Source organism: Sphingomonas qilianensis (genome assembly GCF_039614825.1).
GTDB classification, from domain to species: Bacteria; Pseudomonadota; Alphaproteobacteria; order Sphingomonadales; family Sphingomonadaceae; genus Sphingomonas; species Sphingomonas qilianensis.
Genome location: NZ_JBDIMF010000003.1, coordinates 287,491 through 302,185 on the forward strand (window position 1 = coordinate 287,491; position 14,695 = coordinate 302,185).

Genomic DNA, 14,695 nt, shown 5'->3' on the forward strand with positions numbered 1-14,695 from the left:
CCAGCAGCGGGGATGTCCCGCGAAGCAGGTATTCATCCACGGGAGCAGGGCCTTTGCGCATCCATCATCTGAATTGCGGCAGTGATTGTCCGGTGGGCGGCGCATTGTTTGACGGGCGCAGTTCGGGGTTGCTTGGCCATCTCGTCTGCCACTGCCTGCTGATCGAGACCGACGCGCACGGGCTGGTACTGGTCGATACAGGCTATGGCCTGCGCGATGTTGCGCATCCCCATCGTTATCCCGCGCCGCGGATTACGCTGCCGTGGCGGATGATGCTCAACATCCAGCTGCGCGAAGCGGAAACCGCCATTCGCCAAATCGAGGCGCTGGGGTTCCACGCCGCAGAAGTACGGCATATCGTGCTCACGCATCTCGATTTCGATCATGCCGGCGGGCTGGAGGATTTTCCCAACGCGGCCGTGCATGTTCTGCAGCGCGAATATGATGATGCGACCGGGCCGCATGCCGGCATCGTCGCGCGCAATCGCTGGCGCCAGCCGCAATTGCGCGACGTGCAGGACTGGCGGCTATACGGCGCGCGCGGGGAGCCGTGGTTCGGCTTCGATGCGGTGCGTGATCTGCAAGGGCTGCCGCCGGAGATCCTGCTCGTGCCGCTGCCCGGTCACACCTGGGGCCATGCCGGGGTGGCCATCCGGGGCGATGACGGGCGCTGGCTGCTGCACGCCGGCGATGCCTATTTCTACCGCGGCGAAATGCGCAGCGCGCGGCGCCGCTGCACGCCCGGATTGCGCGCTTATCAGCGCCTGATGGAGGTCGATGCGGATAGCCGGATGCGCAATCAGGATCGCCTTCGGCAATTGTCGTGTGAGCGACGCGACGAGCTGACGGTAACCTGCGCGCACGATCCGGTGGAATTGGAACGCTGCCAGGCGGGCCAGCCATTGTGATCTCGCCGATAACGCAGGTTATCGGTGATCGGCGATCAATCCGTCACAGTAGCGCGGATAAGCAGGAGGACAGGCGTGTCGGAACAGAACAACATCGCTTATTATGCGCGTCGCGAAGAGCGCCAGCGTGGCTTGGCAGCGCGCGCGGCCGCGCCGCATATCGCGGCCATCCATCATCAACTCGCCGATCGCTATGCCGATTACATCAAAGCGCACGCGCGCCCCGCTTTCCCACAATTGGTCTCGCGATAGGCAAGTCGCGCGCATGCGCTGCGGATCAGCAGTGCTGCCGTTCAAGATACAGATAGGTGGCATCGAACTCTCCCGCGCGGCGCAAGCCGGCAAGATCGTGGATTGTCACGCGGTTGTTCTGAAACGTGATCAACTGGTCGCCGCGCAATTCCTTGAGCGTGCGATTGACGTGTACGGCGGTCAGCCCGGTACAATCGCCCAGATCGGCCTGCGTGAGCGGCAGATCATAGCCAGATTCATCGGCCAGCCCGACGACCTGCAGCCGCATCAGCAGTTCGCAAAACAGCGCCGAGAGCTTAGCCCGCGCTGTGCGTCGCCCAAGCGAGACTTCCCACTCGCGATGGATCGCGGCATCGAGATTGGTGGCGAACCAATAAAGGCGCGCCAGATGCGGATGTCGTTCCGTCAGCAGTCGCAATTTATCGTGCGGGATGGAAGCGACGCGGCACGGGGTCAGCGACATGACCGGCTGATCGAGCCGCTTGAGCGTAAAGCTATGCAGATCGACGAAATCGCCGGGAAGGTGCAGCTCTGTTATCTGTCGCTCACCGCTTCTCACGTCCTTGTAGCGGCAGAGCACGCCATCCACCAGCAGCGTGCAGTGATCGAGTCTGACATTGGCGCGGATCACCGTGCGATCTGCGGGAATGTCACGATAGTCGCGAATCGACTCCCGGATCGCGTTCTCATGATCGGGCGATACAAAGTCGCGGGCACGCAACTTGGTGAGATGCCGTTCGATCACGGCGCGCACGATCGTGGCGCGAGCCGAGCAACGGTCTGAAATGCCATGCAGAAATTCCGATAACAAAACGCAAGTAACCAATCCCGCGCACCGCGGAACCGAATACTGGGGAAGGATAAAGGTCCGTCAACGCGCTTCCCATGAAGTTTACGATACGCTGGGAAGCTCAGGCACAATAATAGAACCGCTGCGCGTCGATATTTCTCCCTGATCTATGTTTGCGACCGAAATTAAATTCGGAACATCGGTAATGTCGGCTGGTTCGCCCTGATATCGGTCCAGAGGAAGAAACCATGACAGTACAATCCATGATGTTCGCAGCGGCGCTGATCGGTTCAGGCATGGCAAGCGCGCAAACCCCGCCCCCGCCGCCGCCTGCCGAAGCCAAATCGTCTGCCGCCCCGTATGTGATGGCGGCTGGCATGAGCGATCTTTACGAGATCAATTCGAGTCAGGTGGCGCTGCAAAAGTCGCAAAATCCGCACATCCGCAAGTTCGCATCGATGTTGATAAAGCATCATCAAAAGACCACGGCGGCGACCATGAAAGCGGCGCGGCGCGCTGGCCTCAGTCCGGCCGCGCCGATGCTCGACCCGGAGGCGATGACCTCAGTCAACGAGCTTCAGACCGCCAGCACCGCCGATTTTGATCGGCTGTATATCGGCCAGCAAATCCCTGCGCATCAAGCGGCACTTGATCTTCATCAGCGCTATGCGTCGGGTGGCGATGCGCCGGCGTTGCGCGGCTCGGCGCGCGCCGCCTCGCCGATCGTCAAGCAGCATCTGTCAATGGCGATGAAGCTGCAACAAGGCGGTAAAACGGGCTCGATGCCGCGCATGTAACGGATTGCCGATCCGCGCGTTGATCTCTCGCTGCCCGCACCGGAGGACAGCGAGGGCTTACCCAGAAGAGCATTTCAGGAATTTTGCATGCTAGCGATGAACTATCGCGGCCCCTATCGGGTCCGCGCCGACGAAAAGCCGATGCCCACGATCCTGCACCCCGAAGATGCAATCGTGCGCGTGACGCGTTCCTGCATCTGCGGATCGGATTTGCACCTGTACCACGGCATGGTGCCCGATACGCGGGTGGGCATGACCTTCGGACACGAATTCTGCGGCATCGTCGAGCAGGTCGGCCCGGCGATCGAACACCTGAAGGTCGGCGATCATGTGCTGGTGCCGTTCAACATCGCCTGCGGGCGGTGCCATTTCTGCCAGCAGGGGCTGTTTGGCAATTGCCACGAATCCAACGCGCAGGCGACCGCGGTGGGCGGCATCTTCGGCTATTCGCACACGGCGGGCGGCTATGATGGTGGTCAGGCGCAGTATGTCCGTGTGCCCTATGCCGATGTCGGGCCAACGGTAATCCCCGACTGGATGGATCCGGACGATGCGGTGCTGCTCACCGATGTGGTGCCGACGGGGTATCAGGCGGCAGAAATGGGCGGCATCACGCCGGGCGATACGGTTGCGGTGTTCGGCGCGGGGCCGGTTGGCTTGATGGCGGCCAAAGCCGCCTGGTTGTTCGGCGCGGGCCGTGTGATCGTGTTCGACGAAGTCGACTACCGCCTCGAATTCGCGCGAAAATTCTGCCCTGCCGAAGTGTATAACTTCCGTGAGATCGACGACATGGCCGTCTTCATGAAGAAGCAGACCGATGGTTTGGGCGCCGATGTGTGTATCGATGCGGTCGGCGGTGATGCCAATGGCAACGGTGCGCAATGGGTGCTGGGCAAGCGGCTCAAGCTGGTCGCGGGCAACGCCATTCCGCTGCATTGGGCGATCAATTCGGTCAAGAAGGGCGGCATCGTCTCGATCGTCGGCGTCTACGGCCCGACCGGAAACATCGTGCCGATGGGCAATGTCGTCAACAAGGGCATCACGATCCGCGCCAATCAGGCCTCGGTCAAACGCCTGCTGCCCAAGCTGATCGAGCATGTCCGCACCGGCGTGTTGAAGCCGAGCGAAATGATCACGCACCGTGTGCCGCTGGAGGACGTGGCCGATGCCTATCACATCTTCTGGAACAAGCTCGATGGCTGCATCAAGCCCGTCTTGCTCCCCAATGGTCTGTAAGGAAAACCCATGAACACCATGCGTGTGGATCCATCGACCGTCCCCGGCTGGGGAATCGATGTCGATCCGGAAAATGATCCGACGTATCCAATGCGGCGCATCGAGGATCAAACCCGCGGCGACACCTGGAAGCGGCCGGCGCGGCAGCAGGCGGATGTCGAAATTCTCGAATCGATCGAATATAATCATCGCCCGGCGGTGGTCGGCACTTCCGCGCCCCCCAGCGGGGTCAGCGGCGTGATCCGGCGCTTCGCCTTTGCGCGCAGTGAATCCGATTGGCTGCACTGGCTAATGCTGATGGGCGCGGATCGCATCAACGTCGTCGAAGGGGTGATCGAGGATTTCGGGCGCGGCAAGGTGCCCAATATACCTGCCGAAATGGGCATGCGATCGGCGTGGCAGCACAACAAGATCGGTCTCGCCAACAAGGCGGTCGTGTTCGGCCTGTTTGCGGCGACGCTCGCGGTGATCGGCAGCGTGCGCAAGGCGCGCGCCGAGCAGCCCGTACTCGCCCCCCGCCCGGATTATTGATCCTGGCAGGGTGCGCTGCAGTGCAACGCGCGCCCGCAGCCCGCCACGGAACCCGCGGCGTGGTCCGCGGTTAACCGTGGTGATAACAGCGTAGAATAAGGGTGTCTTGATGGCGACAGTGGCGCGCGATGATGTGGCGTTGAGCCCGCACCTCCTTGGCGTCCAGCGGGCGGCGCGGGCGGGTCGGACGCAGCGTGTGGCCCACGTCGTCGTGGGCGAGCTCGATGTCGAGCTGTGCGCCGGTGACGACTCGCTGTGGGTGTTCGTCCGGCGCCCGGGCAAGGGCGGCGTGGCATTGCGCGCCGCCTATCTCGCCGGCCCTTTCACGTGGAAGAAGGCACGTGCGGCACCCGGCGAACTCGCCCGGGTCACGCTGTCGAGTGCGCTTGGCGCGCATGTGGTGATCCTGCGCACCAGCAATGATACGCTCGAACATCTGCGCGTCACGGTAACTCTCACCCCCGCCGCACCACTGCTGCTGCCATTCGTGCCGCGCGATCTGTATCCGCTCGACGTGCAGGATGATCCGCTCGGTGCGCACGGCACGATCGAGGCGACGCAGCGCCGGCTGAACACCGCCTTCGTCTATTTCCGGCTCGACCAGCCCGCCTTTGGCAACGTGCTGTACCTGCAGAACCTGACCGCGCTGAACGATTATTTCGTCGCCACCAGGACCACGCCCGAAAGCGTCGTCGGCGGCGAATGGCCCGAGCTAGGCTATCTCCCGCCGCCGGCCACGTCGCCCGATCATCCACTGCCTGCCGGCGAGATGGTGACGCTGTCCGACGCGATTCTCGTTTTCCGCCACGATGCGCCCCCGCACGAGCGCGAATCCGCACGGCAATTCCTGCAGATGTTGGGCGTCGCCTATCGCATGCTCGAACTGCCGCATGTCGGGTATCGCGACTGGATCGACCGCGCCGAACGCACCTTGCGCGATCTCGATCAAGCGCCCGAGGCTACGATCGCGCATTACGGCCATCGGTACGTGCACCCCTACACCGCGGCGGAATATCCCGACATCATGGTGCAGATGTCGCTCATCGCCACGATCCATGATTGGGGCAAATGGTCGGGCGTGCCGCATCCGCTGGAGGCGGCGTTCAAGGCCGGGCTGGAGAAATTCTACGATCCCAAGCTCAAGTCATTGCGGCGCTATCTGCCCAATGTCGGCGCCGACAAGGATGCCGATGCGGTCGACAGCTGGTATCTCTATCACCCGATGATCAATCTCGGCCGTCTCGCGCTCGATGGCGACGCGGATGCGCGCGCGCTGCTGCTCAAATCGATCTGCTTTGGCATCAAGGCGGCCCATCACTTCAACTATGAGTGGCCGGTCCAGTATAAAATCACCGACTTTTCGGTCATCACCGAAGTCGCCGGCGCCGACGACCGGGGGCAGACCGATGTCGGCGGCATCTATGCCTGGTCGATGCTGCAGGCGTTCGAACTGACCGACGACAAGATGTATCTGGACGAGGCGCGCGCCGCGATCGACGCCGCGATGGGCCTGCGCTTCGACGTCAATTATCAGGCCAATCTCACTGCCTGGGGCGCCGCTGCATGCATGCGGCTGTGGCGCATCACCAATCGCTGCGTCTATCTTGAGCAAAGCTACGTCTATCTCGCTAGCTTCTTCCACAATTGCGCGATGTGGGAGAGCGAGATCGAGCATGCCGCGCAGTATAGCAATTTCCTCGGCGTCACCTGCCTGCAGGATGCGCCGTACATGGCGATCTACGAATGTTTCGATTCGTTCGTCGCGTTCCAATGCTATCTCGACGATAGCGGTCCCGCGCTCGAGCCTGCCGCGCGGATGCTGATCTCGGAATATTGCCGATACGCGCTGCACCGCGCGTGGTTTTTCTATCCCGATGCGCTCCCGCCCGAGGCGGTGTCGCCCGAGCAGCGGGAGAGCAACGGCCATATCGATCGCAAACTATGCTTCCCGCTCGAGGATCTTTACGTAGACGGCCAGCAGGCCGGGCAGGTCGGGCAAGAGGTGTATGGTGCCGGTGCCGCTTTTATTTTCGCCACGCGCGCCTTCCATCCGGTCGAGGGTGCACCCTTTCAGCTGTATTGCGATCATTTCGTGCGCAGCATGGAGCGCACCGGGGATCGCGCGCTGACGCTGACGCTGGATGGCGGGGACACCTGCACCGCGGGGCTCAGCATCGTGCGGCTGAAGCGCCGCAAGCTGACCAAGCTGCGGCTGATCACCGCGGGCGGCGATGCGCTGCGCCCGCATTCCTCGTCCGACGATCGCTTCGATTATCACGTGCCCGCCAGTGGCCGCCTCATTCTGACCTGGGAATAATCATGATCGAACGTGATACCTTAGCCGGCAAGCGGGTCCTCGTCACCGGTGGCACCGCCGGGATCGGGCGTGCGACCGTCGCGATGCTCGCCAAGGGTGGCGCGCAGGTGCTGACCTTCGGGCGTCACCAGGCGACCCTCGATGAGTCGCTTGCCGATGCGGCGGGCGGAAGCGGCAGCGCCGCCGGGCTGATCGCCGATGTCGCGAGCAAGGACGATATGGACCGCGTGTTCGCCGCGGTGGATGCGCAGCTCGGCGGAATCGATCTGCTGGTGACCTGCGCCGCGATCGGCGCGGAGCCGTTGCACGAAATGGCCGAGGATGATTGGCGGCAGGTGATCGAAACCAATCTGATCGGCACGCTCGCCGCCGCGCGCCGCGCCATCCCGCGCATGGCGGCGCAGGGCGGCGGGCATCTGATCCTGGTCGGTTCGATCAGCGTCGATATCAAGAAGCCCGGCGAAAGCGTCTATGCCGCGACCAAGGCGGGCATCCAGGCTTTTGCCGAGACGCTGCACAAGGAAGTTGCCGACAAAAACATCAAGGTCAGCGTGATCCAGCCGGGTTCGGTATCGACGCCGATGCAGCAATGCAGCGACGACGAAAAAGCGCAGGCGATCGCCGATCACGAAATGCTCTTTGCCGATGAGGTCGCAGAAGCAATCTTGTTTGCCGCCACGCGATCGGAACGCGCCGACATCGTCAATCTCAGGATCGAACCCGTGCGCCAGAAGACCAGCTGAGCACTCCTCTCGATACAAGGCATGTCCCGATGAAAGCAGCACTCAAGACCGCGGGCGGCAGGTTCGAGGTGACCGAGGTCGAGCGTCCGATCATCCCGTCGCGGGATTTCGTGCTGGCGCGGGTGCGCGTGGCGGGAATTTGCGGGACCGATCTGCGGCATTGGCAAAAGGCCGAGCCCGAGCTTGAATGCCATATCGTGGGGCATGAACTGGCCGGCGAAGTGGTCGAGGTGGGGGAGGCCGTATCGCGCTTCAAGCCGGGCGACCGCGTCGTGATCGAAACGGTGATGGGCGACGACGTCTGCGAATATTGCAAGATTCAACGCTACAATATCTGCGAGCATCTTTATGACGTGCGGACCAAATATGTCTCGCGCGCCTATGGGGAGTTCGTCTGCGGCCCGGAGTCCAAATTCTATCATTTGCCCGATCATGTCAGCTTCGAGGAAGCCGCGTTGATCGACACCTTTTCGGTGTGCCTCCACGCGCATCATCACGCGGGCGTCGAGCTCAACCAGAAGATCGTGGTGATCGGGGCGGGGCCGATTGGACTTGGCCAGTTGCAGCTTGCCAGGCTGGCCGGGGCCGATGTGCTGATCGCCGATCCTGTCCAAAGCTCGCTTGATCTGGCGCGCGAGCTTGGTGCTGCTGAGACCGTCGACAATGGCAGCGACGATCTCGTCGCGCGGGTGATGGCGTTTACTGGCGGGCGCGGCGCCGACGTGGTGTTCGAATGCGTCGGCGGCGAGCACATGCCGGAAACCTTGCCACTGGCGACGCGGTGTGTGCGGCGGGGCGGCGCGGTGGTCGTGGTCGGCGGGTTCGACAAGGGCGAAATTGCCATCCCGCTCGAATGGCAGCGCATCCAGATGTCCGAAATCCGCATCCTCATGAGCGCGAGCTTTGCCTATCACGATATCTATCCCGAACAGGGCACTGTGTTGGACCTGCTGGCCAGCGGGAAATTGAACGCCAGTAAATTGATCACGCACCGCTTCGATCTTGATCATATCAACGACGCGTTCGAAACCGCCGCCGCCAAGGAGCATACCGGGGCGGTGTTCGTCGCGATCACGATCTCGTGACATCGCGTTTTCGCATCGGAACTTATGCAAATGCGGGCGGGGCAGGGCTGAGCGTCCTCGACCTTGCCGATGGCGGCTGGAGCGTCGGACCGGCGGATGCGGGCGTCCCCAATGCCTCGTTCGGTACGTATTCGCCGCGGCACGGGCTTTATTACTTTGTCGATGAGCAGCCGGCAGGGGCTATCGGCTGCTACCGTGACGGGGCGGGCGGGCTGGAGCGGCTGGCGCGCGTGGCAACGCACGGCGTCGATCCTTGCTACATCTCGCTGGATCGCCGCGAAGACCTGCTGGCGGTGGCCAATTATGGCAGCGGCGATATCGCGCTGTTCAGGCTCGACGCGACAACGGGGCTGCCGGTCGATCCGCCTGAGATGCGCCGGAATGCGGGCCGCGGGCCGGTTGCCGAGCGGCAGGAGGGGCCACACGCGCATTGCGTCTGCTTCAGCCCCGATGATCGCTGGTTGTTTCATGTCGATCTCGGCACGGATCAAATCCTGGCCTATCCGATCGATCCCGCCACGCGATCGATCGGCGCGCCATGCATCGCTTTCGCCGCACCACCGGGCAGCGGGCCACGGCACCTCGTCTTCCATCCGGTGCTCCCGCTCGCGCTGCTCGCCAGCGAACTCGCCAGCACGCTGACCGTGCTGCAGGTGGCGGAGGGCCGGCTGATCGCGCGGCAGACGGTCTCCACGCTCCCCGCGAGTCATGAGACGCGCAATATCTGCGGCCATCTGTCGCTCAATGCTGCGGGCGACCGCGCCTATGTCACCAATCGGGGACACGATAGCGTGGCGGTCTTCGGCTGGAACGAGGCCGGCATTCTCACGCCGCTCCAACATGTGCCGAGCGGCGGCGCCTCGCCGCGCGCATTCGTATTGCTCGAGAGCGAGCGCCAGATGCTGCTGGCCAACGAGCAGGACGGGACGGTTACAATTCTCGCGCTGCGGGAAGACGGCACATTGTCACCCCCTGGCACGCCACTCAGCGTGCCGGGTGCCGCCTTCCCTTTCGTGATGGCGCGCTGACGGCGGATGCCGGGGGCGCCGTCCATCTATACGCTCAGCCCCCAACCACATCTCAGCGCGGCGGAGTGCGAGCGCGGGCTTCGGCTGCTGGTGATCGAGGCAGCGTTCTCGGGCGGGGCGACCGCGCTTACGACCGGCGTGATCCTCACCGCCTTCGCGCTGCATCTCGGCGCGTCGAACGTGATGGTGGGCATCCTGGCCAGCGCCCCGTTTCTCGCGCAACTGCTGCAATTGCCGGCCATCCTGCTGGTCGAGCGGGTGCGCCAGCGCAAGCGCATCGCGGTGTTCACCAGCATCGCCGGGCGGCTGATGCTCGCAGTGATGGCGGTGGCGGCCTATTATACGGGATCGGCGGCGTTGTGGGTGTTCCTGGCCGCACAATTCACACTGTGCGGCCTTGGTGCGATCGGCACCTGCGCGTGGAATTCTTGGCTGCGTGATCTCGCGCCGGAAGATCGGCTGGGGCAGGTCTTCGCGAGGCGCACCGTGTGGCTGACTGCAATCAACTTACTGCTCGGGCTGGTCGCCGCGCTCGCGCTCGATCTTACCGGGGAGGGTTCGTCCTCGCGCAACACAGTTTTCGCGGCGATGTTCGCTGCCGGCTGCGTTACCGGGTTGATCAGCGCACGCGTCGTCAGTGGCATGCCCGAGCCGCTGATGCCGCCGCCTATAGGCAGCGTGCGGCTGGGCGAGTTACTGCGCCAGCCGCTGCGCGATCTGAATTTCGTGCGGCTGCTGGTGTTCGTCGGCAGCTGGCAATTCGCCGTCAATCTCGCGACACCATTTTTCACCGTGTTCATCGTGCGCCAATTGGGGCTGCCTATCAGCTTCGTGATGGTGCTGAGCGTGGTCAGCCAGATCGCCAACATCTTTGCCCTGCGGTCCTGGGGCGCACTGAGTGATCGCTTCGCCAACAAATCGGTGCTCGCGGTGTGCGCCCCCGTCTATATCCTGGCGATCGTCGGCATGATCGGCGCTTCGCAATTCGCCGATCGCGAGATGATGAAGGCGTGGCTGGTGATGCTTCATCTCCTGATGGGCGCCTCGGTGGCGGGGGTCACGCTGACCTCGACCAACATTGCGCTGAAGCTGTCGCCGCGCGGCAGCGCCACCGCCTATGTTGCGGCGAGCGCAACGGTCACCGCGGTGGCGGCGGGGCTGGCGCCGATCATGGGCGGGCTGCTGGCCGATTTCTTTGCCCGACGGAAGCTCGAACTGCTGGTGCGCTGGTCCAACCCCAATGGCGTCTCGACGCTGCCGATCGGGCTCACAAGCTGGGATTTCTATTTCCTCATTGCCGGCCTGCTTGGGCTCTATGCCATCCACCGCCTGACGCTGGTGGAGGAGCGCGGCGAGATCGAGCGGCGCGAGATGATGGGGCAGGTGCTGGCCGAGACGTTGCGCAGCATCCGCAATATCTCGAGTGTGGCCGGGCTGCGCGATGCAACCGCCGTGCCAGTGTCGTTGCTGCGCGATGCGCGCGTGCGGCGGCGGCTGCGTCGGGCGCAGGCGCACAAGAAGCACAATTAGCTCAAGCGGGTGCGAAGCGCTTGTGGAGAAAGTGCCGCGCGCCGCCGGGCGGGCAATCGGTAATCGTGCCGACAAGGCTATAGCCGAGCTTTTCGTAAAAGCCGCGGGCCTGGAAGCTGTAGGTATCGAGCGATGCGCCTATACAGCCGCGCGCCAGCGCCAGCGCCTCGGCCCGGCGCAACACGGCGGATCCCACCGCCTGGCCCCGTTGTTGCTCGGGCACGAACAGCAATTCGATCTGCAACCAGCTGAACAGCGTCCGGCCCCATAATCCGCCGATCGTCCGGCCCGCATCATCGGCGAGCAACACGGCCAGCGCGCCGGTGGATCCGGGCGCGGCATGATCGCGATTGAACGCGGCCAAGCCGGCCAGGATCGCGGCACGATCCTCGTCCCGCGGCGTATCGGGAATAACGAGCCGCGGGGGAGCGATCAGATCTTGGTCCATTGGTTGAGCTTGATGCGGCGATCGCCCCAGTGCAAGCCATCGGGAAAATCATCCACTGCAGCCTCGATCCGGGCCGCGGCAAGGCTGCCATAGCCGCCGTCGCCGCGCGGGTTGATCCACCAGCCGGCCGATCCGTCCCACAGCTTCACCTCATTCGTGCCGACCTGTACGGCATTGCCCTCATGATAGATGGCATCGCCGTCGATCCAATGATCCGACACGCTTTCCTTGCCCCAGCTATCGCGCCAGGATCGCGCCGCATCGGCGCTGTAGCGTTGAATGAATTGCGCGCGGTATGCCGGCACGCCGCGCGCGACGAATGCCTCGTGCGCAATCGCTGCGTGGACGCCGCAATCGACCTTCTTGGCATCGACTGCCTCGCACCAATGGATTGGCCACGGCGTCGGGCCCCAGGCCGAATGCTCGCGCATCCAGCGCGGGCCGGATAGCTTGTCGCCGCCGTTCAGCTGCGCGTAATCGAAGGCGATCAGCCATTCATGCGCGATGTCGCAACACGCCGTGCCGTGATGCGAGATATGGCTGTTGGGGAAGAATTCCCATTTGCCGCCGGGCGAGGCCACGGGCGTGCCGCCGGCCAGCATGAACGATCCGGTGGCCGCGCGCTCGGTCTTCGAGGCGACAATTTTCTTGTTATCCGCGGCCAAATACATAGGACATGCTCCTGTCATAACCGCCGGCATCACAAAAAATCAGAAGGTCGCCGGCGCGGGTCCCTTCGGGGAGTTGAACGTTGGAAGCGATGATGTCGTGCTCCATGCACAATCGCCCCATCAGATAGGTTTTGCCTCGGCCGATCGGCTGCAGTTCGCCCGTCTCGCCGCATTGTCGGACCATGCGGTGGGGTTGCCAGAAGTGCATCGGGATCTCGGCGATCGAGGCATCCACCACCGCCTCGATCATGTCGTCTTCATGCTCCTGAATCTCCAGGATGCGCATCGCGAGCGCCATCGATGGCTGCGCCATCGCCTTGCCGGGCTCCGATGCGATCTGGCGCACCCCGGGCAACATGGTGCGGACCAGCTCGGCCGCCTGCGCGATCTTGGATGTCTCGTCGGCATGCCAATCGTCGGGATACCAGCCCCCGCCCATATCGAGCATCTCGATCGTGCGTCCGCTCAACCGTTCGATCGAGCGACACCAGCGCAGCATGGATTCGAACAAGTGCCACCATTGCGCGACGCCGACATGGCTGCTGGCCATATGGAAATGCACGCCGAACGCGCTGCCGGTGGGCAGGCGCTTGACCGCGTCGATCAGCTTGCCGAACGTCGTCGGGCTGTCGAGCGGGATGCCGAAGCGCGAGGTGATGTTCGGCGTGCGGATGCGAATGCCGATATGCTTAGCAGACATTTCGCCGGCGGCGACCGCCGCGACGACACGATCGAGATCGGCGATGCTGTCGCAGAATACCGCGTGCATGCGCTCGCGCGGCATCAGCCCCTCGGGCCACCATTTGCCGGGGCCGTTGAGGATCACCTGATCGGCGCGGAAGCCGACGGCGAGCGCCGATTGCACTTCGCCCAGGCTGATCGCCTCGGCATAGAAGCCGTTATCGAGCGCAAGCTTGATCAGCCTTTTGTCCGGATTGGTCTTGATCGAATAGCCGCTGATCACCTCGACATCGTTGGTGCTGAGCCGATGCGCGCGATCGGCGGCCTGTTTGAACAGCGTTTCCGCCGTGCTCTCCATGTAAATGTATTGCGGCGTCTGCATCGTATCGAAATCCTGCGCCGCGATGTCCGCGACGAAGGTTTCGGGCAATGCCGCGACCGCGCTGGGGGGCGCGGAGCCTTCCGGTGCCAGCGCGACATCCAGCATGTCGGGATCGATTTTGTGCAGCCGCGCGGCGAGCGCGGTCAGCCCCGAGGGATGCTTCATCGAATGACCAACCGCGCCGGCGAACGGCTCCGGCAGGGGCGGCAGCGGGTAATCCGCGCGCACCGGCACTTCGAGCACGATGCGCGTGAACTCGGCGGCCTGCGCCGGCACCGCCTGCGCGGCGACGCCGGTGGCCGCCTGCACCAGTAAGGCGGGCAGATTGTGCCCGGCGATCGTCGCGCCGTGGACCCAGGCGGGAAAGCGCGGGTTCATTTCGATCAGCCACAACGTATCGGCGGCATCGCGCACCATTTCGAGCTCGCCGCCGCCGGTCCAGTTGGTGTCGCGCACCATCTGCCGCAGCGGTTCGAGGAAGGCGGGGGGCACTTCGGAAACGTCACCGGCCCAGGTCTTGCCCTCGGCAGTGACATCGCGCTTGCGCATGCTGACCGCGCCAAGCAACTCGCCCTTGTAGGCGGTAAGCATGACCGATTCCTCATAACCGCTGACATGCGCCTGCAGGAACAGTTTCTCGGTCGACCAGACCTTGCTCAGCGCGTTGCGCACTGCGGTGAAGCTATCCCAGGTCGGCGTGCGCGAAGCATCGTAATACGGGCCTTTGAGCCACACGCGCCAATTATGCAGGCGGCAGAAAGCATGCAGTTCCCAGTCGCTATGCTCGGTCGACAGATAGGTCGGGATATTGATCGGTAGCCCGGAGGCCGCTTCCACCACCGGCTTGGTGATGCGCTTGATCCCCGCCATCGGCGGCGCGAGCAGATTGGGGTGACCATCGGGAAACACGCTGGCCAGCCACATCGCCTCAAGATCGCTGCCCGAAATCCACAGCCCACCGGCGTCGAGCGCGCCACGCACCTGAACGCCATAGGCGTCGAGATCGAGCTCGCCCCACGGGCGCTGGATCCACAGTTCATCGAGTTCATCGAAATGGATGCCCGAGACGCGGTTCGAATATTCGACGCCAACGATGGTAGCGTCGGGGTACCCCTGACGTAGCGAGCGGACGATGCCGACCCCCGGCTGCGGATTTCCGCCGGCGTACAGCCCGCTCACATAGATTTTCATTCAGATTCCAGAATAATAGCAGACGCTACCGCCAGCACAGATGCAAGCGAACTACTTTTGCTGCAGAGGGGGAGAACTCGCCTGCTTGGTTAAGCTAATTATAAT

At 63.5% G+C, this 14,695-nt stretch carries 14 protein-coding genes; 10 read left to right on the forward strand and 4 right to left on the reverse strand.

Annotation, left to right across the window (positions count from 1 at the left end):
* Nucleotides 1–53 precede the first annotated feature (53 nt).
* Together ABC969_RS10075 and ABC969_RS10080 are read left to right on the forward strand one after the other, a co-directional pair.
* Entirely contained in the window at nt 54–908 is an 855-nt protein-coding gene (locus ABC969_RS10075) for an MBL fold metallo-hydrolase (protein ID WP_345864567.1), read from the forward strand.
* A 75-nt stretch (nt 909–983) separates the two neighbouring features.
* The gene (locus tag ABC969_RS10080; RefSeq protein WP_345864569.1) at nt 984–1,160 is read left to right on the forward strand and encodes a hypothetical protein; all 177 of its coding nucleotides are present in this window, start codon (nt 984–986) and stop codon (nt 1,158–1,160) included.
* Nucleotides 1,161–1,185: 25 nt separating this feature from the next.
* On the opposite strand, the gene ABC969_RS10085 is transcribed toward ABC969_RS10080, so the two are convergent.
* Nucleotides 1,186–1,914 carry a Crp/Fnr family transcriptional regulator gene (locus ABC969_RS10085; RefSeq protein ID WP_345864570.1) on the reverse strand — a complete coding sequence of 243 codons (729 nt, stop codon included), beginning with the start codon at nt 1,912–1,914 and terminating at the stop codon, nt 1,186–1,188.
* Nucleotides 1,915–2,198: 284 nt separating this feature from the next.
* Here ABC969_RS10085 and ABC969_RS10090 point away from each other — a divergent pair, with 284 nt between their 5' ends.
* From ABC969_RS10090 to ABC969_RS10125, 8 genes are all read left to right on the forward strand, one after another.
* Complete coding sequence (locus ABC969_RS10090; RefSeq protein WP_345864572.1) at nt 2,199–2,747, forward strand: DUF4142 domain-containing protein; 549 nt, start codon at nt 2,199–2,201, stop codon at nt 2,745–2,747.
* 87 nt (nt 2,748–2,834) lie between these two features.
* Nucleotides 2,835–3,983 (forward strand): zinc-dependent alcohol dehydrogenase, encoded by a 1,149-nt coding sequence (locus tag ABC969_RS10095; RefSeq protein ID WP_345864574.1) that lies wholly within the window; start codon nt 2,835–2,837, stop codon nt 3,981–3,983.
* Nucleotides 3,984–3,992: 9 nt separating this feature from the next.
* The gene (locus tag ABC969_RS10100; protein ID WP_345864575.1) at nt 3,993–4,514 is read left to right on the forward strand and encodes a hypothetical protein; all 522 of its coding nucleotides are present in this window, start codon (nt 3,993–3,995) and stop codon (nt 4,512–4,514) included.
* A gap of 196 nt (nt 4,515–4,710) precedes the next feature.
* Entirely contained in the window at nt 4,711–6,831 is a 2,121-nt protein-coding gene (locus ABC969_RS10105; protein ID WP_345864577.1) for a hypothetical protein, read from the forward strand.
* A 2-nt stretch (nt 6,832–6,833) separates the two neighbouring features.
* Nucleotides 6,834–7,574 (forward strand): SDR family oxidoreductase, encoded by a 741-nt coding sequence (locus ABC969_RS10110; protein WP_345864578.1) that lies wholly within the window; start codon nt 6,834–6,836, stop codon nt 7,572–7,574.
* A 29-nt stretch (nt 7,575–7,603) separates the two neighbouring features.
* Nucleotides 7,604–8,659, forward strand: coding sequence for a zinc-dependent alcohol dehydrogenase (locus ABC969_RS10115; RefSeq protein WP_345864580.1), 1,056 nt, complete (start codon nt 7,604–7,606; stop codon nt 8,657–8,659).
* Nucleotides 8,656–9,687 (forward strand): lactonase family protein, encoded by a 1,032-nt coding sequence (locus ABC969_RS10120; protein ID WP_345864581.1) that lies wholly within the window; start codon nt 8,656–8,658, stop codon nt 9,685–9,687. Before ABC969_RS10115 ends, ABC969_RS10120 begins: the two co-directional genes overlap by 4 nt.
* Before the next feature lie 6 nt (nt 9,688–9,693).
* Nucleotides 9,694–11,217: an MFS transporter gene (locus tag ABC969_RS10125; protein WP_345864583.1), complete on the forward strand. Its 1,524-nt coding sequence runs from the start codon at nt 9,694–9,696 to the stop codon at nt 11,215–11,217.
* Between the two features lies 1 nt (nt 11,218).
* Here the strand turns inward: ABC969_RS10125 and ABC969_RS10130 are convergent, their stop codons facing one another.
* The 3 genes from ABC969_RS10130 to ABC969_RS10140 are packed head-to-tail and all read right to left on the reverse strand — an operon-like array spanning nt 11,219 to nt 14,590.
* Entirely contained in the window at nt 11,219–11,665 is a 447-nt protein-coding gene (locus tag ABC969_RS10130; RefSeq protein ID WP_345864585.1) for a GNAT family N-acetyltransferase, read from the reverse strand.
* Nucleotides 11,650–12,336, reverse strand: coding sequence for a hypothetical protein (locus tag ABC969_RS10135; protein ID WP_345864587.1), 687 nt, complete (start codon nt 12,334–12,336; stop codon nt 11,650–11,652). The genes ABC969_RS10130 and ABC969_RS10135 overlap by 16 nt, the downstream gene beginning before the upstream one ends.
* A complete protein-coding gene (locus ABC969_RS10140; protein WP_345864589.1) occupies nt 12,317–14,590 on the reverse strand; it encodes an ATP-grasp domain-containing protein in 2,274 nt (757 codons plus the stop codon). Before ABC969_RS10140 ends, ABC969_RS10135 begins: the two co-directional genes overlap by 20 nt.
* Nucleotides 14,591–14,695 lie beyond the last annotated feature (105 nt).

Coding starts and splice junctions, on each gene's coding strand:
- ABC969_RS10090 (WP_345864572.1), top strand. CDS start 2,199: ATGACAGTACAATCCATGATGTTCGCAGCGGCGCTGATCGGTTCAGGC.
- ABC969_RS10095 (WP_345864574.1), top strand. CDS start 2,835: ATGCTAGCGATGAACTATCGCGGCCCCTATCGGGTCCGCGCCGACGAA.
- ABC969_RS10100 (WP_345864575.1), top strand. CDS start 3,993: ATGAACACCATGCGTGTGGATCCATCGACCGTCCCCGGCTGGGGAATC.
- ABC969_RS10110 (WP_345864578.1), top strand. CDS start 6,834: ATGATCGAACGTGATACCTTAGCCGGCAAGCGGGTCCTCGTCACCGGT.
- ABC969_RS10115 (WP_345864580.1), top strand. CDS start 7,604: ATGAAAGCAGCACTCAAGACCGCGGGCGGCAGGTTCGAGGTGACCGAG.
- ABC969_RS10125 (WP_345864583.1), top strand. CDS start 9,694: ATGCCGGGGGCGCCGTCCATCTATACGCTCAGCCCCCAACCACATCTC.
- ABC969_RS10130 (WP_345864585.1), bottom strand. CDS start 11,665: ATGGACCAAGATCTGATCGCTCCCCCGCGGCTCGTTATTCCCGATACG.
- ABC969_RS10135 (WP_345864587.1), bottom strand. CDS start 12,336: ATGTATTTGGCCGCGGATAACAAGAAAATTGTCGCCTCGAAGACCGAG.
- ABC969_RS10140 (WP_345864589.1), bottom strand. CDS start 14,590: ATGAAAATCTATGTGAGCGGGCTGTACGCCGGCGGAAATCCGCAGCCG.